This window comes from Magnetospirillum sp. XM-1 (assembly GCF_001511835.1).
GTDB lineage: Bacteria > Pseudomonadota > Alphaproteobacteria > Rhodospirillales > Magnetospirillaceae > Phaeospirillum.
Genome location: NZ_LN997848.1, coordinates 4440008 through 4464990, shown reverse-complemented (window position 1 = coordinate 4464990; position 24983 = coordinate 4440008). Strand labels below are relative to the sequence as shown.

Sequence of the window (24983 nt, the reverse complement as noted above, 5' to 3'; positions counted from 1 at the left end):
GCGCCGGCTGCCGGCAGCGGTCAGGCCTCGTCCCTGTCGGGCAGGGTGAAGCGGAAACGCGAGCCCTGGCCCGGTTCGGATTCCACCCAGATGCGCCCGCCGTGGTGCTCGACGATCTTGCGGCACAGCGCCAGCCCGATGCCGGTGCCCTCGTACTCGGTGCGGGCGTGCAGGCGCTGGAAGATGTCGAAGATCCGGTCGAAATACTCCGGCGCGATGCCGATGCCGTTGTCGGCGACGGTGCAGACCCAGCCGGACGCGTCGCGCTCCGCCCACACCGCCACCGCCGGGGGGCGATCGGGATGGCGGTACTTCACGGCGTTGGCGATCAGGTTCTGGAACAGGCGGACCAGTTCGCCACCCGATCCGGTGACCGCCGGCAGGCCCTGGGGAACCGCCAGCGTGGCGCCGCTCTCCTTGATGGGAAGTTCAAGGTTCTTCGCCGCGATGGCGATGACATCGGCCAGATCGATGCGGGTCAGGGGATCGCGGACGCGGCCGACGCGGGAGAATTCCAGCAGGTCGAGCACCATGCGGTCCATGCGCGCCGCCCCGTCGCGGGCGAAATCCAGGAACTGGCGTCCATCCTCGTCCAGGGCGGCTTCGTAGCGCCGCTGGATCAGGCCGAGATAGCTGGTGATCATGCGCAGCGGCTCGCGCAGGTCATGGGACGCCACATAGGCGAATTGCTCGAGTTCCCGGTTGGATTTGTCCAGATCGCGCACCAGGGCGGACTGACGCTCGCGGTTCTCGACCCAATCGGTGATGTCGCGGCCCACCGCCTGGACTTCGATGATATGGCCGGACATGTCGCGGATGGCGGCGCCTTCCCAGGATACCCAGCGCAGGCCGCCCGCCGTCTTCATGCGGCTCTCCACCGTGGCGCGGAAATCGGGGGGCTGGAGGACGTCGTTGATGGCCTGGGCGGTGGCGTCGTGGTCGCTTTCGTGGACGAAACTCCGCCAGGACTGGCCGATGACGGTAACCGGGGCCTGGCCATGGGCGCGGGCGAAGGCCTCGTTGGCGAACACCAGCCGCTCGTCGAGGGCGAACCGGACCACCAGATCGTTCTGGGTTTCGATCAGCCCGCGATAGCGCTCCTCGCTGGCCTTCAGCGCGACCAGATGCCGCCCGGCCAGGGCGGTCAGGCCGAAAATGGCGACGGCCAGCAGGCCGATCACCCCCGCGATGGTCAGCGCTTCGCTTCGCCAGGGGGCGAGGACTCCGTCGAGCGGGCGGCCGACGATCACCACCAGGGCGGGCAGCGCCGGTTCCTGCAGGGTGCGGACGGCGGAAAGCTTCTCCTTGCCGTCGGTGACCGTGACGTGGAGGAAGGTGTTCTCCTTCCCGCCGGCCTCGCGGTGCATGGCGAAGGCGCCGCCCTTGGCGATGTTCTTGCCCACGTAGAGCTCGGGCTCGGGGTCGCGGTCGATGATGTCGCCATCAGGGGTGACCAGCAGGGCGCCGGCCCCCACCTCGCCGCGATGCACCGATCTCAGCAGGCCCTGAAAATACGCCAGCTCCAGCGATACCGTGACGATTCCGTCGAATTGCCCGTCCGCCCCGCTCAGCGGCATGGACACCATGATCACCAGATTGCCGTCCATGCCGATGGGCAGGGGCTTGGACACATAGATGTCCTGCCCCGGGGGAATGTCGCGCGCCCCTGTGAAGAACGGGCGAGGCGAGGTGTCCCGGCCCTCGATCTGGGGCAGGGTGGAGATCGTGACGATGCCGGCGGCGTTGACGATGAAGGCCTGGCGGATCTCGGGGACCACCTTGGCGCGGGTCGCCATGAAGCGTCGAAGCGTGTTGGGGTCGTTGCGGGGGGCTTCGGCGATGGCGCGCAGCATCAGGCGGACCACGCGCAGGCTGCCGCGCACCTGCTCTTCCGTGACGCGGGCGGTATCGGCGAGGTTGGCGCGGGCCACCTCGATGGTCCGCCGGTAACTGGCCTGCACCTGAAAACCCATCAGGCCGACCAGAACCAGGACCAGTCCGATGGAAACGCTCCACATTCCCAGCGGCTGCATGCCGGCGAGAAGCGATTGTCGCGGAGCTGTCCTCATTCCTTCCCCCGGGGCATGTCGGTAAGGCAGTGTACCCCAGGTGGAGCGGCTGGCCTATGCAAACCAACCCGGGGCGATACGCTCTTTCCCGTTTCCAGGGTCTGGGAAAATGCGTAGCATCGAAAGATGCGCGAAGGATTGAACTTTATTCCCGGGCGCTCGCGGCCATATGTGGACGGCATATGATGGAGACCCAAGTCCCGCTTGCCGATTACCAGAACAGCCATGTCGGCCGAGAGCGGGCGGCAAGCGCTGGAGATTTGGCCGGTTTTGCCGCCGAACCGGGACTCGCCCGGCATTTCGCCGTCCTTTGCTTCGCGGCCATTCTGTTCTGGCTGGGCGTCTGCTGGGTGGTGGCCGGGGAGTACACCGCCTGGCGAGCCCTGCAATCCCTCGAACATGCGCAGGGTGACCTGCGCCAGAGCAGCGAGGACATGACCCAGGGGCTGCAGCGGACCCTGTCGGTCTTTCATGGAATTCCGGCGGCATTGGGCCGCGACCGCGCCGTCCTCGACGCCCTGAAGCGGTTCGGCGACCGGCCCGACCTGGCGTCCATGCCGATGGCCCGGCGGCAGGACATCCTGACCGCCGACCCGCGTCTCGCGGAGCTCAACCGCTCCCTGGCCGGGGCGGCCGAGGATATCGGAGCCATCAGCGTCATCTGGCTGATCAACCCGGCGGGCGACGCCATCGCCGCCAGCAATGGCGGGCGCGCCGACAGTTTCGTCGGCATCAACTATCGCGACCGGACCTATTTCACCGAGGCTGTCGCCGGGCGCCTCGGCCATCAGTTCGCCCTGGGCCGCGTCACCAATATTCCAGGCCTGTTCTTTTCCGCCCCGGTTCGCGACGGCGGCCGGGTGCTGGGGGTCATGGCCATCAAGATCGACATTCCCTACCTGTCGTCCTGGGTCAACCAGGCCAACGCCTTTCTCAGCGACAATTACGGCGTGGTGATCCTGGCCCAGGACAAGGCGCTGGAAATGCGGACCCTGCCGGGGGCGGCGGTGGTGGGGCTTTCACCGGCCGAGCGCATGGGCCGCTACAAGCGTTCGGAATTCGCGGAACTCCCCCTTGCTCCCTGGGGCTCGGCCGATCATCCGGCGTTGCACCGGTGGGGGCGTGAGGGCGTGCCGTATCTGCGGAACTCGACCATCCTGGCCGACGACGACCTGGCGCTGACCATCCTGGCCCCGGTGCCGCTGGTGGCCACCGTCGCCGCCGACCGTCTGGCGCTGTTCGGGCTGTCGGGATCGTTGGGGGCGCTGGTCATCATCCTGGCCGGGGCGGCCACCTATCATTGGCTCAACCGCGAGCGGAGCCGGCGCAACCGCATCACCCGCGAGCGGATCGAGTACATGGCGACCCACGACGCTCTTACCGGCCTGTTCAGCCGCAGCGTGCTGGATCAGTTCATCGCCCACGGCATCGCCGGAGCCAAGCGGTCGGGGCGGGGGCTGGCGGTGCTGTTCATCGATCTCGACCAGTTCAAGGAGATCAACGACACCCAAGGCCACGAAGTGGGCGACATGATCCTGAAGGAGGCGGCGCGGCGCCTGCGCGGCGCGGTCCGGGGGGCCGATGTGGTCATCCGCCAGGGGGGCGACGAATTCATCGTCCTGCTGTTCGACCTGCCGCAGCCCGACGACGCCGGCAACGTGGCGGACAAGATTCTCGCCGCCCTGAACCGGCCCTACACCATCACCGATCCGCCGCAGCACCTGTCGGCCAGCATCGGCATCGCCTCGTTCCCCGATCATGGGGAAACGCCGTCCATGCTGCTGCGGCACGCGGACATGGCCATGTACGGGGCCAAGGCGGCCGGACGCGGCGGCTATCGGTATTACGGGGCGTGACGGCGAAGCCCGTGCCGTCACCGCGTCCTCAATCCTGGCGCCGGCTTCCCGTGTGGATCGCCAGGGCACGGGCCAGTTCGTAGACCCGCTTGCGCACATTGGGGTCGCCGATGCGGTAATAGGTGCGGACCAGGTCGAGGGTCTCGCGCTTGTTCATGGGATCGATCCGCTGTTCCGGCGGTTCCTCCGTGGCGTGGGCCATGTGCCGGGGGCTGGCGGCCATCACCTCGTAGGGCATCTCGTCGTAGAAATACTCCACCGGCACTTCCAGGGCGCGGGCCAGGTCGAACAGGCGCGAGGCCCCGATGCGGTTGGCGCCGCGCTCGTATTTCTGAATCTGCTGGAAGGTCAGGCCCAGCGCATCGCCCAGGTCTTCCTGGCTGAGGCCGAGCAGGGTGCGGCGCAAGCGCAGGCGGCTGCCCACATGCACATCGATGGGGTTGGGATGTCCCCCCGGCGTCCGTCCCCGGGTTGATTGACGTGTGACTTGCATTGCATGCATCCGCTGAGGTTGTAATTCCTCTATTTGGGACCGTGCATACAAGTCGCGCAAGTGGCAAAATTATCTAAAAATGCCAAAGAGCAGATTATGAAATAATATTATTCCCGCAATTGTATGCAATGCGCGCAACCTTGGGGATAAAATAAGCCCCCGGGAAGGATCCCTCCCGGGGGCTCGTCTTGCCGGATCGGCGCGTCAGGCTGAACGAATCAGCCGACGATCTCGCAGCCGGAGAAGAAGAAGGCGATCTCGATGGCGGCGTTCTCGGCCGAATCCGAACCATGCACCGAATTGGCTTCCACCGATTCGGCGAAGTCGGCGCGGATGGTGCCCGGCGCGGCGTTGGCCGGGTTGGTGGCGCCCATGATCTCGCGGTTGCGGGCGACGGCGCCTTCACCTTCCAGGACCTGCACGACCACCGGGCCGGAGATCATGAAATCGACCAGTTCGCCGAAGAACGAGCGCTCGGCGTGGACCGAGTAGAACTGACCGGCCTGGGCCTTGGTCAGCTGCACGCGCTTCTGAGCGACGATGCGCAGGCCGGCTTCCTCGAAGCGGGCATTGATCTTGCCGGTGAGGTTGCGGCGGGTGGCGTCGGGCTTGATGATCGACAGGGTACGTTCGGTAGCCATTGGTGAATTCCTTTCGGCGGTTGCTCGCGCCGCGCCGGGGTCGGGTTTGGGCGGCCGCGCACGTCCCCGGGCGGCCGGGCGCATCCGGGGACGGCGGGTTATAACTCCAAAGAATGAGGAGAGCAACGGTCTCAAGAAAGCGCGCCTTTGCCGCACGCGCGCGGGCGTGCTATTTCACGCACCCATGCTGCACATCAACGACCTTACCTTCCGCTACGGCGGCCGGACCATCTTCGAGACCGCCACGGTTCATATCCCGGCCGGGGCGCGGGTCGGCCTGGTGGGCCGCAACGGCACGGGCAAGACCACCCTGTTCAAGCTGATCGCCGGCGACCTTCATCCCGATTCGGGTGAAATCTCCTTACGCCCGCGCGCCCGCCTCGGCCGTCTGGCCCAGGAAGCGCCCGAGGGCGACATCAGCCTGATCGACTGCGTGCTGGCCGCCGATACCGAGCGTACCGCCTTGTTCGAGGAGGCGGAAACCTGCCATGACGGCCACCGTATCGCCGAGATCCACGAGCGGCTGGTGGCCATCGACGCCCATTCCGCCCCGGCGCGGGCCGCCGCCATCCTGTCGGGCCTGGGCTTCGACGCGGAGGCGCAGCAAAGGCCGGTGTCTGATTTCTCGGGCGGCTGGCGCATGCGCGTGGCGCTGGCGGCCTCGCTGTTCACGGTTCCCGACCTGCTTTTGCTGGACGAGCCCACCAACCACCTGGATCTGGAGGCGACCTTGTGGCTGCAAAGCCATCTGGCCGCCTATCCCGGCACCCTGGTGGTGATCAGCCACGACCGCGAGCTGCTGAACGAGGTGGCCAACCGCATCGTCCATCTGGAAGGTGCGAAGCTGAACGTCTATGGCGGCAATTACGACCGCTTCGAGGCGACGCGGCGCGCCCGCATGGAGCTGCAGGCCAAGGCCTACACCAAGCAGATGGAGCAGCGGCGCAAGATCCAGTCGTTCATCGACCGCTTCAAGGCCAAGGCCACCAAGGCGGCCCAGGCGCAAAGCCGCGTCAAGATGCTCGAGCGCATGGAGATGGTGGTCCCGGTGGTCGAGGACCGCGCCATGTCCTTCGACTTCCCCGACCCCGAGCCGCTGTCGCCCCCCATCGTCGCCATCGACAAGGGAATCGCCGGGTATGGCGACAAGGTGGTGCTGCGCGGCCTCGACATCCGCATCGACATGGACGACCGCATCGCGCTGCTGGGCGCCAACGGTAACGGCAAGTCGACGCTCGCCAAGATCCTGTCGGGCCGCCTCGACCTGCTCGACGGCAAGCTCTCCAAGCCGCAGAAGCTGAAGATCGGCTATTTCGCCCAGCACCAGACCGAAGAATTGCGCCTGGACGAGACTCCTTTCGAGCACATGGCCGTGGTGATGAAGGACGCCCCCGAGGCAAAGGTGCGCGCCCAGCTGGGCCGCTTCGGCTTCGAGCAGGATCGCGCCGACGTCAAGGTCGCGTCCCTGTCGGGCGGCGAGAAGTCGCGGCTGCTGTTCGCCCTGATGAGCCGCGAGGCCCCCCATCTGATGATCCTGGACGAGCCCACCAACCACCTGGACATCGACGCCCGCGAGGCGCTGGTGGCGGCGCTCAACGCCTATGACGGGGCGGTGATCCTGATCAGCCACGACCCCCATCTGATCGAACTGGCCGCCGACAGCCTGTGGCTGGTGGGCGACGGCAAGGTGCGGCCCTTCGACGGCGATCTGGCCGCCTATCGCAAGCTGCTGCTGGAGCAGGCGCGCGAGGACCGGAGGGGGGCCCGGCCCGACAAGGGGGGCGAGGGCAACCAGCGCAAGGCCGACCGCAAGGCCGCCGCCGACCTGCGCGCCCAGCTGGCGCCGCTGCGCAAGGTGGCGCAGGCGGCGGAGAAGACGCTGGAAAAGCTGCATGCCGAGCAGAAGGCCCTGGCCGACAAGCTGGCCGACCCCAAGCTCTACCAGGGGCCGCCGGCCAAGGTCACCGAGCTGCGCCGCCTGGAAGCCGACCTCGCCCGCAAGGTGGAGGACGCCGAGATGGCGTGGCTGACCGCCCAGGAGGAATTGGAGGCGGCCCAGGCATAGTCATCATCTGGCTTCCGGCTCCTGGGCTTTCGGTATAAGCTGCCCGACGTTACATTTCGTCAAGGAACCCGCCTGGGTGAATCCCGACTCCGCCGCAGCCGTCACCCCCCCCCCCAGCCGGCGCACGCCGGGAGAGCTGCGCCGCCGTTTGCGCCTGCTGATGGCCGTCATGGTGGCGGTGCTGGTGGGCGGCGCGGCATCCCTGCTGGTGGAATTGCGCGTCGCCGCCTTCGAGAAGGCGGCGTCGGCCACCTCCGGCGCCGCGCGCCTTCTCGACGACAGCCTGACGCGAACCCTCAGCAGCACCGACGCCACCCTGGCGCGCCTGGCGCCATCGGCCGAAGCCTTCCTGGCCGGAAGACTGTCCAGGGCCGAGATCGTGCGCGAACTGGCCAGCCTGGAGGCCGGGCTGGTCCAGCGGGGCACCATGCTGGTGGTGGATTCCAGGGGCGACGTGGCCGCCGCGTCGCGGCCGCCCCGGGCCGGCGGAGCGGTCAATTATGCCGGCCGGGACTATTTCATCGCCCATCGCGACGGCGCCGAGCGGGTGATCGGGCCGATGGTACTGGGATCCTACAGCCTGGCGCCGGTCTTCACGGTCAGCCGGCGTCTCGGCGCCCCGGACGGCGGCTTCGGCGGTCTGGTGATCGTGGGCGTCTACGCCAATTTCTTCACCGATTTCCACAACACCCTGGGCCTGGGGCCGTCCGCCTATATCGGGGCCAATACCGGCGGCCGGGTGATGCTGCGCCAGCCCAACCCCGAGAATTACGTGGGGCGGCCGACCCCCAACAACCCCGTCGTCGCGGCGGCCGCCGAGCAGAAGGTGGGGACCATCCGCATCAGTTCGCCGGCGGATCAGGTGGAACGGGTGGTCTCGTACCGCAAGCTCACCGAATTCGACGTTCTGGTCAGCGCCGGCATGGCGGTGGACGACATCCTCGCCCCCTGGCGGCAGACCGCGCTGATCATCGCCACGTCCATGGTGGTGGTGTTGCTGGGCCTGGGCGGCATGGCGGCGACCACCTTCCGCGCCCTCGGCCGCGAGGAGCGGGTCATCGCCTCGCTGGAAGAGACGGTGCACGCCCGCACCGCCGAGGCGGAGCAGCGCGCCGACGAGGCGCGCCTCGCCAACGAGAGCAAGACCCGGTTCCTGGCCGCCGCGTCCCATGACCTGCGCCAGCCGCTGCAGGCCGCCGGCATGTTCGCCGAGGTGCTGGCCGGGCAGGTGGAGGACGATCCGCGCAAGCTGAAGGTGGTCGACCGCCTGCGCCAGAGCATCGAGGCGACCAATTCCCTGCTGGCCACCCTGCTGGACGTCTCGGCGCTGGAGGCCGGCAAGATCAAGCCCAATGTCAGCTCCTTCCGTCTGATGCCCCTGCTGGCCGGGCTGGTGGACCAGATCGAGCCCGAGGCGAGCCGCAAGGGCCTGGCCATCGGGGCGGTGCCCACCTCGCTGCAGGTGGAAAGCGATCCGGTGCTGCTGGAGCGGCTGCTGCGCAACCTGCTGGTCAACGCCGTCCGCTATACCGAAAGCGGACGGGTGCTGATCGGCTGCCGCCGCCGGGGCGGGCGGGCGGTGATCCAGGTTCTCGATACCGGCATCGGCATTCCCGCCGACAAGATGCAGGCGGTGTTCGACGATTTCGTCCGCCTCGACAACCCCGCCGAGCGGGGCGGCAGCCGGGGGCTCGGCCTCGGCCTAGGGGTGGTGCGGCGCATGGCCGTCCTTCTCGGCCATACCCTGGAACTGCGCTCGACCCTCGGAAAGGGCTCGTGCTTCGGGGTGGTGGTTCCCAGGGTCTAGACTCCGTTCGGCATCCGGCGGACGAGCGATGGCCCATCCGCCGGAACCGTCGGGCTTACCGCAGGTCGAAGCGGTCGGCGTTCATCACCTTGGTCCAGGCCGAAGCGAAGTCGCGGACGAACTTGGCTCCGGCATCGTCCGAGGCATAGACCTCGGCCAGGGCCCGCAACTGCGAGTTCGAGCCGAAGATCAGGTCCACGCGGGTGCCGGTCCAGGTCACCGTTCCGTCGGCGCGGCTGCGTCCCTCGTAGACGCCGTCCGCCCCCGCCGCCGGCCGCCACTCCGTCGCCATGTCCAGCAAATTGACGAAGAAGTCGTTGCCGAGCACGCCGGGGCGGGTGGTGAACACGCCGTGGGACGACTGGCCAGCATTGGCGCCCAGCACCCGCAAGCCGCCCACCAGCACGGTCATCTCCGGGGCGGTGAGGGTCAGCAATTGCGCCTTGTCCACCAGGAACTCCTCGGCCGAGACGGCGTAGGTGCCCTTGCGGTAGTTGCGGAAGCCGTCCGCCACCGGCTCCAGCACCGCGAAGGAGGCTGCGTCCGTCTGCTCGGCCGTGGCGTCGGTGCGGCCCGGCGCGAAGGGAATGTCCAGATCATGGCCGCCCGCCTTGGCGGCCTGTTCCACGGCGGCGTCGCCGCCCAGCACGATCAGGTCGGCCAGCGACACCTTCTTCTTGCCGTGGGCGGCGTTGAAGGCGGTCTGAATCCCTTCCAGAACCTGCAGCACCTTGGACAGGCGGGCGGGATCGTTGACCTCCCAGTCCTTCTGGGGCGCGAGGCGGACGCGGGCGCCGTTGGCGCCGCCCCGTCCGTCCGAGGCGCGGAAGGTGGACGCCGAGGCCCAGGCGGTGGACACCAGGTCCGAAACAGACAGGCCGGAGGCGAGGATCTCCGCCTTCAGGGCGCGGATGTCGGTGGCGTCGATCAGGGGATGGTTCACCGCCGGGACCGGATCCTGCCAGATCAGCACTTCCGCCGGTACTTCCCGACCGAGATGGCGGGCGCGCGGCCCCAGGTCGCGGTGGGTCAGCTTGAACCAGGCTCGGGCGAAGGCGTCGGCGAAGGCCTCGGGATTTTCCAGGAAGCGCCGGGAGATCTTCTCGTAGGCCGGATCGAAGCGCAGCGCCAGGTCGGTGGTCAGCATGGCGGGCGCGTTGCGCTTGGCCGGGTCGTGGGCGTCGGGCACCGTGCCGGCCCCCATGCCGTGCTTGGGCGTCCATTGATGGGCGCCGGCCGGGCTCTTGGTCAGTTCCCATTCATAGCCGAACAGGTTCCAGAAGAAGTTGTTGCTCCACTTGGTGGGCGTGGTGGTCCAGGTGACCTCCAGTCCGCTGGTGATGGTGTCGGCGCCCTTGCCGCTGCCGAAGCCGCCCTTCCAGCCGAAGCCCTGCTCCTCGATGGGGGCGGCTTCGGGTTCGGGGCCGACCAGGGCGGCGTCGCCCGCGCCGTGGGTCTTGCCGAAGGTGTGGCCGCCGGCGATCAGCGCCACCGTCTCCTCGTCGTTCATGGCCATGCGGCCGAAGGTCTCGCGGATGTCGCGGGCGGCGGCCAGGGGATCGGGGTTGCCGCCCGGCCCTTCCGGATTCACGTAGATCAGCCCCATCTGCACGGCGGCCAGGGGCTTGTCCAGACTCCGCTCGCCGCTGTGGCGCTTGTCGCCCAGCCAGGCTTCCTCGGCGCCCCAATAGATGTCCTCCTCGGGCTCCCAGACGTCCTCGCGGCCACCGGCGAAGCCGAAGGTCTTGAAGCCCATGGATTCCAGGGCGCAATTGCCGGCCAGGATCATCAGGTCGGCCCAGGAGATGGCCCGGCCGTACTTGCGCTTGATGGGCCACAGCAGCCGCCGGGCCTTGTCCAGGTTGGCGTTGTCCGGCCAGCTGTTCAGTGGCGCGAAACGCTGGGTGCCGGATGTGGCGCCGCCGCGCCCGTCGGCGGTGCGGTAGGTGCCGGCGCTATGCCAGGCCATGCGGATGAAGAAGGGGCCGTAATGGCCGAAATCCGCCGGCCACCAATCCTGGGAATCGGTCATCAGGGCGGTGAGGTCCGCCTTCACCGCCGCCAGGTCCAGCGACTTGAACGCCTCGGCGTAGCTGAAGCCCTCGTCCATGGGATTGGATGCGGGCGGATGCTGATGAAGAATCCGCAGGTTCAACTGGTTCGGCCACCAGTCCCGGTTGGAGCGGCCCGCGAAAGTGGCGTTGGGGCGCGCTCCATGGGCCACAGGGCATTGTCCCTTGGGTCCCGCATCGTGTTCGGCCATGACATCCTCCCAAATGTGTTTCGCGGCGGAACGGCATCACACCGCAGACCTCCATCGTAACGATTGAAGAGTGATCGTTGAAATGAGTTATATTGGTTATGAAAATCGATAGATTCGATTTATATGGCTATTACGAAGGGAAGGGCTGCCCCCTGCCGCTCCGCGGCGTTCAATCGAGGTATTATGATACCGCAATGATAAGTCATTGATTTTAAAAGATTTAAATGCTGTTGACTCATGCGCTCGCTGTGGCATACTCCGCGCCCTCGACGCCCCGGCTTTTCGGGGCATCGCCAACTGGTTTTGCCGTGGGTGCCATGAAGACCTTTAACGCCAAACCGTCCGAAGTTGAGAAGAAGTGGGTCGTGATCGACGCGGACGGCGTCGTGCTCGGCCGCCTGGCCAGCATCGTTTCGATGCGCCTGCGCGGGAAGCATCTGCCGACCTACACCCCGCACGTGGACATGGGCGATAACGTGATTATCGTCAATGCCGAGAAGGTCAAGCTGACCGGCAACAAGCTCGCCGACAAGCGCTTCTACTGGCATACCGGCCATCCCGGCGGCATCAAGGACCGTACCATGGGTCAGCTGCTGTCCGGCCGCTTCCCCGAGCGGGTCATCGAGAAGGCCGTGGAGCGCATGATCACCCGTGGTCCGCTCGGCCGTCAGCAGATGAAGAACCTGCGCGTCTATGCCGGCCCCGCCCACCCGCACGAGGCCCAGGCCCCCGAGGTGGTGGACGTCGCGTCCATGAACCCGAAGAACAAGAGGTAGTCCCATGGCCGATCTCTCCAGCTTGGCCGACCTGAAGGCCGCCTCGCCGGTCCAGGCCCAGCCTGTGCACGAGCGCAAGGTTGACGCCCAGGGCCGCGCCTATGCCACCGGCAAGCGCAAGAACGCCGTCGCCCGCGTGTGGGTGAAGCCCGGTTCCGGCAAGATCATCGTCAACGGTCGCGAACTGCCGGTGTACTTCGCCCGTCCGGTGCTGCGCATGATCATCAACCAGCCGTTCGAGGCCGCCCGCGTCGAGAACCAGTTCGACGTGCACTGCACCGTCAACGGCGGTGGCCTGTCCGGTCAGGCCGGCGCGCTCCGCCACGGCATCAGCCGCGCGCTGACCTTCTTCGATCCGGGCCTGCGCCCGGCGCTGAAGGCCGGCGGCTTCCTCACCCGCGATCCCCGCGTGGTCGAGCGTAAGAAGTACGGCAAGCACAAGGCCCGTCGTTCGACCCAGTTCTCCAAGCGTTAATCTGGGTTTGGCGAAAGCCAGCAAAGATCAAGGGTCCGGAGGTTTCCTCCGGGCCCTTTTTCCTGTCCGGCACTCTGCACGTTCGAGAGATTGTGGCGCAATAATTCCGAATGTTATGGTCCTGTCCGTTTGGGACGCGGAGCGGAACGGGATGACCGGCCGGCAGGAAAGACGCCAAGGGATGGGGTGGCTGTTTGCCGCCCTGGCGATGCTGTTGCTGATGGTTCCCGGCGCGGGCCTCGCCGATGCCGCGCCGCCGGTAGTGGCGCTGAGCGGCGCCGCTCCGTCCTATTCCCTCGACGGCCGGATGACGGCCTTTGCCCAGGATGACGGTTCCGCCACGCTGGCCGACATGGCCGGAAAGGCGTTCTCGCCCGAAATCCCTCCCATCACCACCGGGGTTCTGTGGCTGCGCTTTCAGGCGCTGCGCGAGGTGGGCCAGCCGGCCGAGTGGATTCTGGCCTTCGGCGAGCCGGACATGGACGACGTGCGGGTCTATGTCTCGGACAGCGGCGGCGGCGGTGTGAGCGAGACGCGGCTGGGCCGCCGCATTCCCAATGGCGAGCTTGACCTGTCGACCGGATTGCACGCCGCCCGCCTGACCCTGCCCGAGGGCCGGCCGGTGACCATCCATCTGCGGCTGGCCTCCAACCACAAGATCCGGGTGGAGCAGGCGGCCCTGTGGCGGCCGGCGGCCCTGATCCAGGAGGAGGCCCGGCGTTCGGCGGTCTACGGCCTGCACATGGGGGCGCTGCTGGTCGTGGTGGTGGTGTCGGCCCTGTTCGGGGCCTGGCTGCGGGACGGGCTGATCCTGGCCTATGCCGCCTATGTGGCCACCATCTTCTGCCGGGGAATGGTCCATACCGGCCTCGTCCCCCTGATCTTCTCCTCGGCCGGGCGGGACGCCAACTATCTGCTGAGCGGCATCGGCCTGCTCGGCGGCGGCGCCACCTTGCTGATCCTGTGGGACCGCATCCTCGACCTCGGCCGGGTGTTTCCCCTGATGCACCGCCTGTTCATGGGGGGCGCCGGTCTGATCCTTGCCGGGCTGGCCCTGGTGCTGCACCCGTCCTTCCATCTGGTGGTGCTGCCGACCCAGGCGCTGGCCACGGCGGGCGGCATGGCCGGCATGATCCTGGGCGTGCGCCAGGCCATGCGGCGGCGGGACGACGTAGTGATCCGCATCTACATGCTGGCCTTCCTGCCGGTGGTGGTGGCCTGGGCCGTCGAGGTGAGCGCGCGGATGACGCCCCTGGTTCCCGCCGACCTGGGGCGCAGCATGGATATCGGCGCCAGCATCCTGCACGTCGCCCTGCTGTGTGCCGCCCTGGCCTATCGGCTTCGCCTGATCCAGCAGGCCCGCCTGCAGGCCGAGGCGGCATTGGTGGGCGAGCAGGTCAGCCGCCAGCGCCTGCGCACGTTCTTCGACATGGTCGCCCACGAGTTCAAGACCCCGCTGGCCATCATCGACAGCGCGGTCCAGGTGGTGGAACTGGACCTGGGCCGGGTACGTCCCGAGGTGTCGGAGCGCTTCCTCACCATCCGCCGGGCGGTGCGCCGGCTGGTCAAGCTGATCGAGACCTGCCTGGCGGGGGAGCGCGACACGGCGCTGGCCATGCGGTTGCGGCCCATGGCGCCCGCCGACCTGCTGGAGCGGGTGGTGGAACGCAACCGCGAGCCCGGCCGGGCCGACATCACCGTCAGCGTCTCCGATCTGCCCGAATACTGCGTCGCCGACGCCGAATTGCTGGGAATCGCCCTCGACGCCCTGATCGACAACGCCAGGCGCTACGGGCCGGCCGACCAGAAGCTGGAGATCCTGGCCCGGGGGGCCGAGGGGCGGCTGGAACTGCGGGTGGCCGACCGGGGGCCGGGCGTTCCCGAATCCGAGGCCGAACGGGTGTTCGAGAAGTACTATCGCGGCTCGGCCGCCAAGGGCATTCCCGGCACCGGCATCGGCCTGCATCTGGTCAAGGCCATCGCCGAGATGCATGGTGGCAGCGCGTTCTGCCGCCCCCGCCAGGGCGGAGGCGCCGAATTCGCCGTGGTGGTTCCGCTCAGAGCTTGATGCCGTAGCGGATGGCGCCCCAATGGCGCGTGCCCACATGGATCGGGCAGTCGATTTCCTTCAGCACCACGAAATTGCCGCCGCCCATGTCGCGGGCATAGGTCTGGGCCAGGTATTCCTTGGTGTTGCGGGCCGCCAGGATGCCGGTGCGGTCGTCGAACATGCGGCGGTTACGGCAATTGGCGGTGTTCCACACCGTGTCGCCCGGGCGCTGCGGCTGGGAATAGATCTTGTTGTGGGTGGCGATGTAGCCGTTGCGGTCGGCGGCGCAGCAGAACACCCCGCGCGGGTTCGACGCCAGCACCGGCTCGATGATGCCGGGCATCACCTGATCGGTAAGGGCGGAGTGCCGGGCCAGCATCTGCTGGGGATCGGTGTCGGGGATGGGGGTGTATTCGCTTTCGAACAGGTCGGCCAGGCTGATGCGGCCGGAATCGATCGCCTGCTGGAAGGCCTGGGCGACGTCGGCGGCGGCCTTGCGGGCCGCGTCGATGAAGGGGGTGTCCTTGACCTGGGCGGCCTCGATGGCTTCGGTCAGTTTCCTTTTCTGCTCCGAGGTCACCTTCAGGTATTGGCACTGGATGCCGAGCTTGCTGCCCAGGATGGCCTTGGTGGGAATGTCGCCGATGCCGGGGAAGGTGATGGTGCCCACTTCGCCTTCCAGCTTGGGCGCGTTGCCCACCACCAGCAGGGCGCCCATCACCGAGATGTCGCCGGTATGGCCCGAGAGGGTCTGGCCGGCGAAATTGGCGGTGAATTCCAGCGAGGCGGGGATGCGCTCGACGGCGCGGCGGTTGCCGCCGTAGGAGGTGCGCAGGATGACGTTGAGGCGGCGCTGCAAGGCGCCGATGTCGTGGTTGACCAGCATGGACAGCTCGCTGACCTTGCGGGCGGTCAGGCCGGACTGTTCCGACGCCCTCAGCACGTCGGCGGCGGCTTCGGCCACGTCGCGGGTATGGTCGGCGGCCTGCACGGCGCTGGACATGATCTCGCCGGTGGCGGCGCGCTGTTCGTCGGCCGAGGCGGCGATCTGGCCGGCCACCTCTTCCATGTCGCGGATGGTGTCGGCCACCGCCTGGACGGTGGCGACCGCCTGCTGGGTCGTGGTCTCGATGTCGCGGGCCTGGGCGTTGACGCGGCCGATGGCGTCCTCGGTCTGCTCGGCCAGGCCCTTGACCTCGGAGGCCACCACGGCGAAGCCCTTGCCGGCGTCACCGGCCCGGGCCGCCTCGATGGTGGCGTTGAGCGCCAGCATGCGGGTCTGGCCGGCGATGGTCTGAATCAGGCTGACCACGTCGCCGATGCGCGCCGTGGCTTCGGTCAGGGTGCTGACGCTGGCGCTGGCGTCGTCCACCCTTTGGCGGGCGGCCTCGCCATGTTCGGAGCTGCGCTGGATGCGGGCGGTGATCTCGCGCGACGAGGCTTCCAGTTCCTCGGTGGCGCCGGCCACGGTCTGGACGTTGCCGCTGGTGATCTCGATGGCGCGGGCCACCGTTTCCGACTTGCCGCGAACCTCCTCGGCGGTGGAGAGCAGATTGACGGCGCCTTCCTTCAGGCGCTCCGCCTGGGTGGAGATTTCCGAGACGGTGTTCTCCACCTCGCCTTCCAGCAGCTCGGTGAGATTGAGCATCTCGCTGCGCAGCTTTTCCTGCGCCTTGCGGGCGTTTTCGCCGCGTTCCTGGACGCTGTAGGCCAGCTTGGCCTCCATGGCGCGGAGCAGGGCGCTGGAACGCTGGAACTCGCGGACCTCCTCGGCCTTGATCTCGTGGGTGAAGTCACCCCGGGCGATGGCGTCGAAATGGTATTCCAGGGTGGCGATGGGCCGGCGGAGATAGCGGATCAGGAACACCGCCATGAAGGTCGCCAGGATTGTCCCCACGATCAGAGCCGACACGCCCAGGCGCATATGGTGGGTGAAGTCGCCGCGCGCCCCCTCGTAAAGCTCGGCCGCCTGGCGCAGTTGCAGGGTCAGGAGATCCTTCTGCACCTCGTGCGCCTGCTCGAACAACGGAAACAGGGTGGTGGCGTTGTGGCGGTTGAGTGCCGCCACGTCGCCCTTTTCCGCCAGATCGATGGCCGTCTTGAGCCCCTGCTGGACAAAGTCGGCGTCCCGGGTCTCGAAGTCCCTGGCCAGGTCGGCCTCTTCGCCGGCCAGCGGATTGGCGCGGTAGGCCTTCCACACGGCGTTGATGTGCTCGGCATTGGCGCGGATGCGCAGCACCCGTCGGGCCACGGCTTCGGGCTGTCCGGCATTCAGGTCGATCTGCATCTGCTGGGCCAGCAGCATGTTTTCGCGCATGCGGTCGACGATCTCGACGAACTGGCCGGCCGGCACGGTGCGCTGTTCGTAGACGCTCTTCAGCGCCTCGTTGGAATCACCCATGCCGTCCAGGGTGAACCAGGCGACCATTCCCATCACCAGCACCATCACCGTGACGATCACCGCAAGGCGGCCGGAGATGGAATTCAACGTGCGGCCCAGGCGGGCGCCGAGCGTGGTGCTGACCACCTGGCCTTCCTGGATCCTGACGTTGCGGGCCTTGCCGGTGCGGACCTGTTCGTAAAGGTGCTCGGCGGCCTCGACCTGGGCGCGCGACGGCGCGGTGCGGATGGAGATGTAGCCGGTGATCTCGCCGTCTTCCATCTCGGGGGTGGCGTTGGCGCGGACCCAGTAATGGTCGCCGTTTTTGGCGCGGTTCTTGACGATGCCTTCCCACGGCTTGCCGGACTTGATGGTCGCCCACAGATCGGCGAAGGCCACGGCCGGCATATGGGGGTGGCGCACCAGATTGTGGGGGGCGCCGATCAGCTCCTCTTCCGAAAAGCCGCTGATCTCCACGAAGGCCTGGTTGACGAAGGTGATGCGGCCGCCCAGATCGGTCTTGGACACCAGGATGGTGCCTTCGGGGAGTTCGATCTCGGTATTGGTGATCGGCTCGTTTACACGCATTTACACACCCGTCCCCGCCAGCATATACCGAGGGGATATATGCTCCGATAGGGGGGTGACTGTCTACCTGCCCGTTCGGCCTGGGGGCGGCAGCAGCCCACGTATGCGCAAGAAGCATGATATTCCGGGGGGCGTCGTCATCTCCACGTCATCTTCACAGGTTAGTATTGCCGATCCTCTCAAGGAGATGACACGGTGCCCAGTATCTACCTGCCCATCGCCGAGCAATCGGTCGGCGTCTTCAGCCTGCTGGCGGTAGGCGGAGGCATCGGTGTGCTGTCCGGGGTCTTCGGGGTGGGGGGAGGCTTTCTGCTGACCCCGCTGCTGATCATGCTGGGCATTCCGCCGGCGGTGGCGGTGGCGTCGGGGGCCAATCAGGTCCTGGGGTCGTCGGTGTCGGGGGTGTTCGCCCATTGGCGGCGGCGCAACGTGGACGTCAAGATGGCGCTGTTCCTGCTGGCCGGCGGTTTCGTCGGCTCGGCCATCGGCGTCTGGCTGTTCGCCCTGCTGAAGCGGTTGGGGCAGATCGATCTGGTGATCAGCCTGTCCTATGTGGGCTTCCTGGGCTCGGTGGGTTTCCTGATGCTGGTCGAGACCCTGCTGGCCATGCGGGCGGGAGCGGCGGGACGTCCCGTCGGCAAGCGTCACGTCCATCATGCGTGGCACGGTCTGCCGTTTCGGACCCGCTTTCCCCGGTCCGGACTTTACATCAGCGCCCTGCTGCCGCTGGGCGTCGGCGCTTTCGGCGGCCTGCTGGCCGCCCTGATGGGGGTGGGGGGCGGCTTCATCCTGGTGCCCATGATGATCTACATCCTGGGCATGCCCACCGCCGTGGTGGTGGGCACCTCGCTGTTCCAGATGATCTTCGTCACCGCCAACGTCACCTTGCTGCAGGCGATGACCACCCATTCGGTGGACCTGCCGCTGGCCCTGATCCTGCTGGTGGGCGGCGCGGTGGGCGCGCAGTTCGGCTCGCGCCTGGGGGCGAAGCTGGGCGGCGAGAAGCTGCGCCTGCTGCTGGCCCTGATCGTTCTGGCGGTGTGCGCCGAGATGACCGGGACCCTGGTCCTGCCGCCCGAGGATCCGTTCTCTCTGGATTAGAGCGGCGTACGCCAACTCTGGCGTATGCCGCGATCAGCCGCCGTTGAGGCGGCGGCCAAGCGGCCGGAGGGCCGCGCCCGGCGAGGGACAAACACAAAGCTAATCCAGGAACTGTTCCGCCCCAACCACGCCCAGCTTGGTGACGCCCTGGTGCTGGGCGCTCGCCATCACGCCCGCCACATGGAAATAAGCGACGGCCTTGTCGGGACGGACATGGACCTCCGGCGGATTGGCGGCGGTGGCGGCCTGGCGCAGCCGGGTTTCCAGGTCGGCGCGGTCGGCCACCAATTCGCCGTTCCAGCCGATCCGGCCCTGGGCGTCGATGTCGATGCGCACCACCTCGGGCAGGGTCGTGGCCGGCGGCGGCGGCCCCTGGGGCATGTCGAGCCGCACCGAATGGGTCTGCAGCGGAATGGTGATGATCAGCATGATCAGGAGCACCAGCATCACGTCGATCAAGGGCGTGGTGTTGATGTCGATCATTACGTCGGGGTCGTCGGGCTCGTCTTGGAACATGGGGCGGGCCTTCAGCGCGGCGGCGGTTCGGTGATGAAGCTGACCTTGGTGATCCCGGCCCTTTGCGCGGCGGCCAGCACGCGGCCCACATGCTCGTAGGCGGCATCCTTGTCACCCCTGATGTGGATTTCCGGCTGCGGCGTCCTTGCGGCGGCGGTGTCCAGGCGGGCGGCGAGATCGGGGCGGCCGGCAAGGCTCTCCTCGTTCCACCACACCTTGCCATGATGGTCCACGGCGATGGTGACGTTGCCCGGCTGGGTGATGGTGGGCTGGTTGGCTTCCTTGGGCAGTTGCAGCGGCACGGTGTGGGTCACCACCGGAATAGTGATGAGGAAGATGATCAGCAGCACCAGCATCACGTCCACCAGGGGCGTGGTGTTGATGGACGACATCACGCCGTCCTCGTCGCCGTCGTCTCCGGCCGGGCCGAAGGAAATGGCCATCAGCGCACCACCCGAAGGCTGGCGTTGCCGTTGGCTCCGGCCAGCAGCACGGCGTGCAGGTCGGCGGCGAAGGCGCGGACCTTCTCGGCCACCAGTTTGTTGCGGCGGACCAGCAGGTTGTAGCCCAGCACGGCGGGCACCGCCACGGCCAGGCCGAAGGCGGTCATGATCAGCGCCTCGCCCACCGGGCCGGCCACCTTGTCGATGGCCGCCTGGCCGGCGATGCCGATGGCGGTCAGCGCGTGGTAGATGCCCCAGACGGTGCCGAACAGCCCAACGAAGGGGGCGGTGGAGCCCACGGTGGCCAGAATGGCCAGCCCGCCCTGGAGGTCGGAGACGATCTCGCCCACCGAACGCTGGATGGACATGGTCACCCAGGTGTGCAGGTCGATCTTTTCGGTCAGCGAGCCTTCGTGGTGCTGGGCGGCCTCGATGCCGGAGGCGGCTACGAAGCGGAAGGGGCTGTCCTCGGCCAGCGCCTTGGCGCCGTCGGCCACGGAAGCCGCCTTCCAGAACCCTGCGGCGGCGGCCTTGGCGTGGCGCATCATGCGCGACTGCTCCACCAGCTTGACCACCAGGATGTACCACGACGCCATGGACATCAGGGCCAGGATGATCAGGGTGCCCTTGGAGACGAAGTCGCCCTGGGCCCACAGGGCGTCAAGGCCATAAGGATTGTCCACCACCTGCTTGGCGACGGCGTGCCCGTCTTCCACATGGCCGGCGAGGACCGGGTCGGCCAGCAGCAGGAGGGCCACGGCGGCAAGGGCGATACGGAGCATGGTCTTGTTTCCGGTCATTGCAGTTTCCAGACATAGCGGATGCGGGCCCACGAGCGTTCGGGGCGGCCGTCGGTTGTCCCGGGCTTGAAGCGGCACAGCGCCAGGGCCTGGCGCGCGGCTTCGTCCAGGCGCTCGAAGCCGCTGGTGGCTTCGACGACGCTTTCCATCACCGAACCGTCGGTGTCGATCAGGAATTTCAGCACCACCGCCCCGGTTTCCTCGGCCCGGCGGGCGGCGGGCGGGTATTGCGGCGGCTTGCACGGCCGGCCCTGGTCCAGGGCGGGCTGCACCTTGACGGGCGGCGGCTCGGCGGCCACCGGGGCGATGACCACCGGCGGCGGCGGTGCCACGGGGGCCTCCTGGGTGACGGCGGTGATGGCGGCGGGCGGTGGCGCCTGAACCCGCGTCTTGGGCGGCGGCACATAGGCGGGCGGCGGCGGCTTCACCGCCTTGGGCGGCGGCGGCGGTTCGACCTTGGGCGGTTCCGGCGGCTTGATCAGTTCGGCGACGACCTTGGCCTCCAGCGGCGCCTTCAGGATCTCGACGGCGCAATGCCCCAACCCGTTGGCCAGGGCGTAGATGGCGGCGGCGTGCAGCGCCACCACCCCGGCCAGACCGGCCAGACGCTTGGATGAGGATTGGCGCCGCGCCGCGTACATGGGCTACTCCACCGCGACCAGCCGCCAGCCCTCGGCGGCGGTCATCCAGGACAGGAAGGCCTGTGCGCCGTTGCCTAACAGGATCGGACGGTCCGAGGCATCCGTCGTTCGGGCCAGGCCTTTGGGCTGCGACCATGTGCGGCCGGAATCGTCCGAGACCTGGGCCTGGACCGTGGTGGTCTCGCCGTCGAATTCCTTCCAGGCCATCCACAGCCGCCCTTTCAGCGCCAGCACCTGCGGGTGCGAGACGGTGGTGGCGGGATTGCCCAGGGGGCGCGGCTCGGAGAAGGCCGCGTCCGGTCCGGCGGCCCGGGCGTAGAACACCCCCTTGCGCGCAGTGCCGGCGGTATACCAGGCGGCATGGACCGAGCCGTCCGCCGCTGCGGCCAAAGCCGGGCCGTGATGGGGGCAGGCATCGACGCGCCAATTGTCCTCGGCCACCTTGCGGATGGAACCGGGCTTGTCGCGGTCGGCGAACACCATCAGGGCATGGTCGCGGATATTGGGCTCGAAGACGTGACGCCACATGACCAGCGGTCGCCCGGTCTTGTCGAAATCAAAGGCGATGCGGCAGCATTCGCAGGAATTGGACTGGGCGATTCCTTCGAAGGCGAAGGTCTCGGCGCCGTCGTCGGACCACGCCACGGCCAGGGCGGCGCCGCGATAGGCCTGGCCGGCTTTCTTGGCCGCCGTGCCCTCCCGCTTGTCGATCCAGGCCATGTACAGGCGGTCGCGGGCGTCGGTGCGCAGCACGGTGAAGCGTTGGCTGGACGGATCGGAGGCCACGTGGCGGGGCGGCATGAAGCTGGCGCCGCCATCGGTCGAGCGGGCAAGGAACAAGGTGCCGTTATAGGCCGAGTCCTTGCGCACCGACCAGGCGACGAAGACGCGGCCCTTGGAATCGGCGGCGACGGCCGGGCGGGAATCGCCCGACACGTCCACGGCCTCGGGCCCGCCGTTGACGGCGACCGCCGGCTGGAAACTGGCGCCGAGATCGGTGGAGCGGGCGAGCATCACCCGCCCGCCCGCCGCCCAGGCCAGCGCCAGGCTGCCGTCGGCCAGGAAGGCCGGGCTGGCCACCTGGGCGCAGGCGAGCGCGGTGTTCTCCGGTGCGCAGCCCGACCGTTTCGCGTCCTGGCCGCCGCCGTGCTGGTGCTGGTGCTCCGCCGCCCAGGATGGGGCGGCGAAAAGGAGGAGGCTGGCCAGAACCAGCGGCCGGAGCAGGGACATGATCAGAACCTCACAGTCGCGCCGCCGTAGAGGGTACGGGGCAGGCCCGGCGAGAACTCCTCGCGGCTGCTGACGAACTGAGCCTGCGTCGCCCAGCGCTCGTCCATGATGTTCATCATGCGGCCGAACACCTCGAAATTCTCGGTCACCGTATAGGCGGCGTGCAGGTTGAACAGATGATGGCCGCGATAGGTATTGGTGTTGGCATCATCCATCTTGTAGGCCCCCAGATGGGTCCATTCGCCCGAGAGCCGCAGGCCTTCGGCGAAGTTGGGCGTCCAGGTCAGCTGCGCGTTGGAGACCACGCGGGGCGCCGAGGGAATTTCCATGCCGCTATAGGCCTCGGTCGTCGACAGAACCCAGCGGCGGTACTTATGCACGGCATACGAGGTGTTGCCCTCGATCTTCCATTCGGGCAGGACCTGCCAGGCGGCGCCCAGCTCGATGCCCTTGTGGCTGGTCTTGCCGTTGCTGGTCTGGCTGGGCGTGCCGTCCGCCGCCTTGGACGACAGGATGTCGTTCTGCTTCAGCATGGTGAAGGCGGCGATCTCGTAGGTGAACTTGCCCTTGTCAGGTCCCTTCACGCCGATCTCGTAGGTGTTCACCGTCACCGGCTTGAGGTGGACGCTGTCCTGGTTGAGGCCGGAGCGGAACAGGTCGCCTTCGCCCGGGGTGCGGAACGAGTGCTTGTAGCGTCCGAAGAGGTTGGCCATGGGGTCGATGGAATAGGTGGCGCCGAAGCTGGGGCTCAGGTGGCTGAAATAGCGCGTCGTGTCGTTCGGACGATAGAAGGTCTTGGTTGCGCCGCCGGTGATCGTCGTCGAGAAAGCGCCCGAATTCATGTGGTTGTGGTAGTCGAAGCTGACGGTGTCGAGGCGCAGGCCGGCTTCCAGGCGAAGGTGTTCGAGCGGCGAGGTCTCGGCATGGACATAGGGCGAGATCTGCACGTAATCGATGTCGTAGTTATAGATCTTGGGGCCGTGGGTGTAGGACTTGAAATAACTGCCCACCTTGGTGACGTTGATGCGTTCCTCGTCGCGGAAACCCTTGGTGTAGTCGAAGTCGGAGCCGAAGATCAGCCGGGTGCGCCAGGGTTCGAAATCCTGGCGGTACTTGACCTGCATGCCCAGGGAGGAATGGCCCGACAGCTGGATGCTGGGATCGCTGGACAGCGAATAGGACGGGTTCATGTCCATGATGTTGGAGCGGACGAAGGGCGTCACGCTGAGCAGCGAGGAACCGAAATCCTTGTCGAACGACACCGATCCGCGCATGGACTTCACCCGGCGCCAGGCGATGGAGTGGTAGTTTTCGGTGGGATTGTTCAGGTAGTCGGACTTGATCAATCGCGCGCCGGCGCCGGTTTCCATGTCGACGTTGGAGCCGGTCAGCACCGAGCGGACGTTGACGCCGTCGCCCAGCACCTGATCGACGCGGAAGGTGGCGCTCTGGCGGTCATAGAGGGTGTGGCGGCGCCAGCCGTCGGTGTGGGTGCCGTTGACGTCGCCGCGGATGCCTGTGTCGCCGTAGGTGTTGCTGGCGGTGGCCAGCACACGCGCCCAGCCGTAGGAGCCGCCCTCGGCGGTGATCTTGACCTCGGGGCCGGCGGAGGGCGGGTTGGACAAGGTGTTGAACACTGCGCCGATGGCGTCCGAGCCCTGCAGCGCCGAGCCGGGGCCGCGGGTGATTTCGATGCCGCCCGACTGGGGCAGGTTCACCTCGAACAGGGCGTTGTGATTGAAGAAGCCCGGGGCGCGGGTGGGGATGCCGTCTTCCAGGTAGAGATAGACCTGGCCGGTGCCGATGGGCTGGCGGATGCCGGTGGTGTGGCCTTCGCCGTTGGTGATCATGATGGCCGCACCGGGAACCTTGGTCATCAGCTCCATGGGGTGGCCGGGCTTCACGTCATCGATGACGTCCTTGCCGATCACGGTGACCGCCGCCGGGGTTTCGGATTTCAGCCGGCCTTCGCGCGTGCCGGTGATGGTCATTTCCGGCATGTCGGTGGCGTCGTCGGCGGAATAGGCCGGGCCGGACGCCATGGCAAGAATGGAGCAAAGGGCGGTGCCTGCGCACAGCATGGCGCGGCGGGAGATCAGGGCAGGCATGGTCGATCCTCGAAAACCGTGAAAATGCCCCAGGTGGGGCAGGATGGCTCAGACGGTGCGAGGCGTGGACGGAGGGGCGCGGGAGCGGGCGAAGGCCGGACGCGCGGCCTGGGGCACCTGATCATCGGCCACATGGGCGGCGGTGATTTCGGTGGAGGCGGGAATGGGGGGCTGCGCGGCGAAGCCCGCCGTCGCCGGATCGCCGGCCATGGGCAGGCAGAAGACGCAGTGCTTGGTCTGTGCCGAAGGAACCGGAACATCATCCGGCGCGGCGTCGACCTTGCCGTCATGGCAGAGCGAGGATTGCAGGTCGGCCTGGAAGGCCGCTTCGCCGGCCAGGGCGGCGATGCCGCCCACGTTGAACAGCGGCACGGCCAGTTGCAGGGCGAACGCCAACAGCAGCAGGCGAACGATACCGGCCCCCCGGGCCCGTATCCCTCGTAACCAACCGCTTCGGCTCAAGACGCCGCCGCTCATCAGCCCGGCCGCTCCAAATCAATGTCAAGACGACGCCATCGGTGTAGGCGTGGTCTTTTGCAAAGTCAACGAAGATTCCCTCGGCTGCGGCCGATTTGCAGGAGGTAAGTAATTAAACCGCCATAATATTCGATATTTATAATTGACCATCGTCAATGTGGCGGTCCGGAATGCCTGCGAGCCGGCCCCGTGGGAAAAGGTCGG

General features: G+C 67.5%; 19 protein-coding genes. 7 read left to right on the top strand and 12 right to left on the bottom strand.

Annotated features, from left to right (window positions below; genetic code table 11):
- Positions 1–20: 20 nt before the first annotated feature.
- Positions 21–2069: an ATP-binding protein gene (locus tag XM1_RS20405; RefSeq protein WP_068436719.1), complete on the bottom strand. Its 2049-nt coding sequence runs from the start codon at positions 2067–2069 to the stop codon at positions 21–23.
- 182 nt (positions 2070–2251) lie between these two features.
- Between XM1_RS20405 and XM1_RS20400 the strand changes: the two genes are divergently transcribed.
- Entirely contained in the window at positions 2252–3925 is a 1674-nt protein-coding gene (locus XM1_RS20400; RefSeq protein ID WP_231920605.1) for a sensor domain-containing diguanylate cyclase, read from the top strand.
- Between the two features lie 28 nt (positions 3926–3953).
- Here the strand turns inward: XM1_RS20400 and XM1_RS20395 are convergent, their stop codons facing one another.
- Both XM1_RS20395 and ndk read right to left on the bottom strand, forming a co-directional pair.
- Positions 3954–4418: a helix-turn-helix domain-containing protein gene (locus tag XM1_RS20395; protein WP_068436717.1), complete on the bottom strand. Its 465-nt coding sequence runs from the start codon at positions 4416–4418 to the stop codon at positions 3954–3956.
- Positions 4419–4636: 218 nt separating this feature from the next.
- The gene (gene ndk, locus XM1_RS20390; protein WP_068436716.1) at positions 4637–5059 is read right to left on the bottom strand and encodes a nucleoside-diphosphate kinase; all 423 of its coding nucleotides are present in this window, start codon (positions 5057–5059) and stop codon (positions 4637–4639) included.
- A 184-nt stretch (positions 5060–5243) separates the two neighbouring features.
- Here ndk and XM1_RS20385 point away from each other — a divergent pair, with 184 nt between their 5' ends.
- Complete coding sequence (locus XM1_RS20385) at positions 5244–7124, top strand: ABC-F family ATP-binding cassette domain-containing protein (protein WP_068436715.1); 1881 nt, start codon at positions 5244–5246, stop codon at positions 7122–7124.
- A 76-nt stretch (positions 7125–7200) separates the two neighbouring features.
- A complete protein-coding gene (locus XM1_RS20380) occupies positions 7201–8931 on the top strand; it encodes an ATP-binding protein (RefSeq protein WP_068436714.1) in 1731 nt (576 codons plus the stop codon).
- A gap of 55 nt (positions 8932–8986) precedes the next feature.
- Here the strand turns inward: XM1_RS20380 and katG are convergent, their stop codons facing one another.
- Positions 8987–11194, bottom strand: a complete 2208-nt coding sequence (katG, locus tag XM1_RS20375) for a catalase/peroxidase HPI (protein ID WP_068436713.1) — start codon at positions 11192–11194, stop codon at positions 8987–8989.
- Between the two features lie 317 nt (positions 11195–11511).
- Between katG and rplM the strand changes: the two genes are divergently transcribed.
- From rplM to XM1_RS20360, 3 genes are all read left to right on the top strand, one after another.
- Positions 11512–11970 (top strand): 50S ribosomal protein L13, encoded by a 459-nt coding sequence (gene rplM / locus XM1_RS20370; RefSeq protein WP_008616760.1) that lies wholly within the window; start codon positions 11512–11514, stop codon positions 11968–11970.
- A 4-nt stretch (positions 11971–11974) separates the two neighbouring features.
- Positions 11975–12445, top strand: coding sequence for a 30S ribosomal protein S9 (rpsI, locus tag XM1_RS20365; RefSeq protein ID WP_068436712.1), 471 nt, complete (start codon positions 11975–11977; stop codon positions 12443–12445).
- A 181-nt stretch (positions 12446–12626) separates the two neighbouring features.
- Entirely contained in the window at positions 12627–14513 is a 1887-nt protein-coding gene (locus tag XM1_RS20360) for an ATP-binding protein (protein WP_068436710.1), read from the top strand.
- Here the strand turns inward: XM1_RS20360 and XM1_RS20355 are convergent.
- Entirely contained in the window at positions 14503–17463 is a 2961-nt protein-coding gene (locus tag XM1_RS20355; protein WP_068436708.1) for a methyl-accepting chemotaxis protein, read from the bottom strand. The two genes, XM1_RS20360 and XM1_RS20355, sit on opposite strands and share 11 nt — an antisense overlap.
- A 195-nt stretch (positions 17464–17658) precedes the next feature.
- Between XM1_RS20355 and XM1_RS20350 the strand changes: the two genes are divergently transcribed.
- The gene (locus XM1_RS20350; protein WP_068436706.1) at positions 17659–18564 is read left to right on the top strand and encodes a sulfite exporter TauE/SafE family protein; all 906 of its coding nucleotides are present in this window, start codon (positions 17659–17661) and stop codon (positions 18562–18564) included.
- Positions 18565–18663: 99 nt separating this feature from the next.
- Here XM1_RS20350 and XM1_RS20345 read toward each other — a convergent pair whose 3' ends face one another.
- Genes XM1_RS20345 through XM1_RS20315 form a run of 7 tightly spaced genes read right to left on the bottom strand, consistent with a single transcriptional unit; the run spans position 18664 to position 24779 of the window.
- A complete protein-coding gene (locus XM1_RS20345; RefSeq protein WP_068436704.1) occupies positions 18664–19080 on the bottom strand; it encodes a biopolymer transporter ExbD in 417 nt (138 codons plus the stop codon).
- An 11-nt stretch (positions 19081–19091) separates the two neighbouring features.
- A complete protein-coding gene (locus XM1_RS20340; protein ID WP_068436702.1) occupies positions 19092–19523 on the bottom strand; it encodes a biopolymer transporter ExbD in 432 nt (143 codons plus the stop codon).
- Positions 19523–20323: a MotA/TolQ/ExbB proton channel family protein gene (locus XM1_RS20335; RefSeq protein WP_068436700.1), complete on the bottom strand. Its 801-nt coding sequence runs from the start codon at positions 20321–20323 to the stop codon at positions 19523–19525. The genes XM1_RS20340 and XM1_RS20335 overlap by 1 nt, the downstream gene beginning before the upstream one ends.
- On the bottom strand, positions 20320–20964 hold the full coding sequence (locus tag XM1_RS20330) for an energy transducer TonB (protein WP_068436698.1): 645 nt from the start codon (positions 20962–20964) through the stop codon (positions 20320–20322). Before XM1_RS20330 ends, XM1_RS20335 begins: the two co-directional genes overlap by 4 nt.
- A 3-nt stretch (positions 20965–20967) precedes the next feature.
- Positions 20968–22194, bottom strand: coding sequence for a sialidase family protein (locus XM1_RS20325; protein ID WP_068436696.1), 1227 nt, complete (start codon positions 22192–22194; stop codon positions 20968–20970).
- A gap of 2 nt (positions 22195–22196) precedes the next feature.
- Positions 22197–24302, bottom strand: coding sequence for a TonB-dependent receptor (locus tag XM1_RS20320; RefSeq protein WP_068436694.1), 2106 nt, complete (start codon positions 24300–24302; stop codon positions 22197–22199).
- Between the two features lie 48 nt (positions 24303–24350).
- Positions 24351–24779 carry a DUF2946 family protein gene (locus XM1_RS20315; protein ID WP_172821949.1) on the bottom strand — a complete coding sequence of 143 codons (429 nt, stop codon included), beginning with the start codon at positions 24777–24779 and terminating at the stop codon, positions 24351–24353.
- Positions 24780–24983: the final 204 nt, after the last annotated feature.

Coding starts and splice junctions, on each gene's coding strand:
- rplM (WP_008616760.1), top strand. CDS start 11,512: ATGAAGACCTTTAACGCCAAACCGTCCGAAGTTGAGAAGAAGTGGGTC.
- katG (WP_068436713.1), bottom strand. CDS start 11,194: ATGGCCGAACACGATGCGGGACCCAAGGGACAATGCCCTGTGGCCCAT.
- XM1_RS20315 (WP_172821949.1), bottom strand. CDS start 24,779: ATGAGCGGCGGCGTCTTGAGCCGAAGCGGTTGGTTACGAGGGATACGG.
- XM1_RS20345 (WP_068436704.1), bottom strand. CDS start 19,080: ATGTTCCAAGACGAGCCCGACGACCCCGACGTAATGATCGACATCAAC.
- XM1_RS20385 (WP_068436715.1), top strand. CDS start 5,244: ATGCTGCACATCAACGACCTTACCTTCCGCTACGGCGGCCGGACCATC.
- XM1_RS20330 (WP_068436698.1), bottom strand. CDS start 20,964: ATGTACGCGGCGCGGCGCCAATCCTCATCCAAGCGTCTGGCCGGTCTG.
- ndk (WP_068436716.1), bottom strand. CDS start 5,059: ATGGCTACCGAACGTACCCTGTCGATCATCAAGCCCGACGCCACCCGC.
- XM1_RS20400 (WP_231920605.1), top strand. CDS start 2,252: ATGATGGAGACCCAAGTCCCGCTTGCCGATTACCAGAACAGCCATGTC.
- XM1_RS20405 (WP_068436719.1), bottom strand. CDS start 2,069: ATGAGGACAGCTCCGCGACAATCGCTTCTCGCCGGCATGCAGCCGCTG.
- XM1_RS20355 (WP_068436708.1), bottom strand. CDS start 17,463: ATGCGTGTAAACGAGCCGATCACCAATACCGAGATCGAACTCCCCGAA.
- rpsI (WP_068436712.1), top strand. CDS start 11,975: ATGGCCGATCTCTCCAGCTTGGCCGACCTGAAGGCCGCCTCGCCGGTC.
- XM1_RS20320 (WP_068436694.1), bottom strand. CDS start 24,302: ATGCCTGCCCTGATCTCCCGCCGCGCCATGCTGTGCGCAGGCACCGCC.
- XM1_RS20325 (WP_068436696.1), bottom strand. CDS start 22,194: ATGTCCCTGCTCCGGCCGCTGGTTCTGGCCAGCCTCCTCCTTTTCGCC.
- XM1_RS20340 (WP_068436702.1), bottom strand. CDS start 19,523: ATGGCCATTTCCTTCGGCCCGGCCGGAGACGACGGCGACGAGGACGGC.
- XM1_RS20360 (WP_068436710.1), top strand. CDS start 12,627: ATGGGGTGGCTGTTTGCCGCCCTGGCGATGCTGTTGCTGATGGTTCCC.
- XM1_RS20335 (WP_068436700.1), bottom strand. CDS start 20,323: ATGACCGGAAACAAGACCATGCTCCGTATCGCCCTTGCCGCCGTGGCC.
- XM1_RS20395 (WP_068436717.1), bottom strand. CDS start 4,418: ATGCAAGTCACACGTCAATCAACCCGGGGACGGACGCCGGGGGGACAT.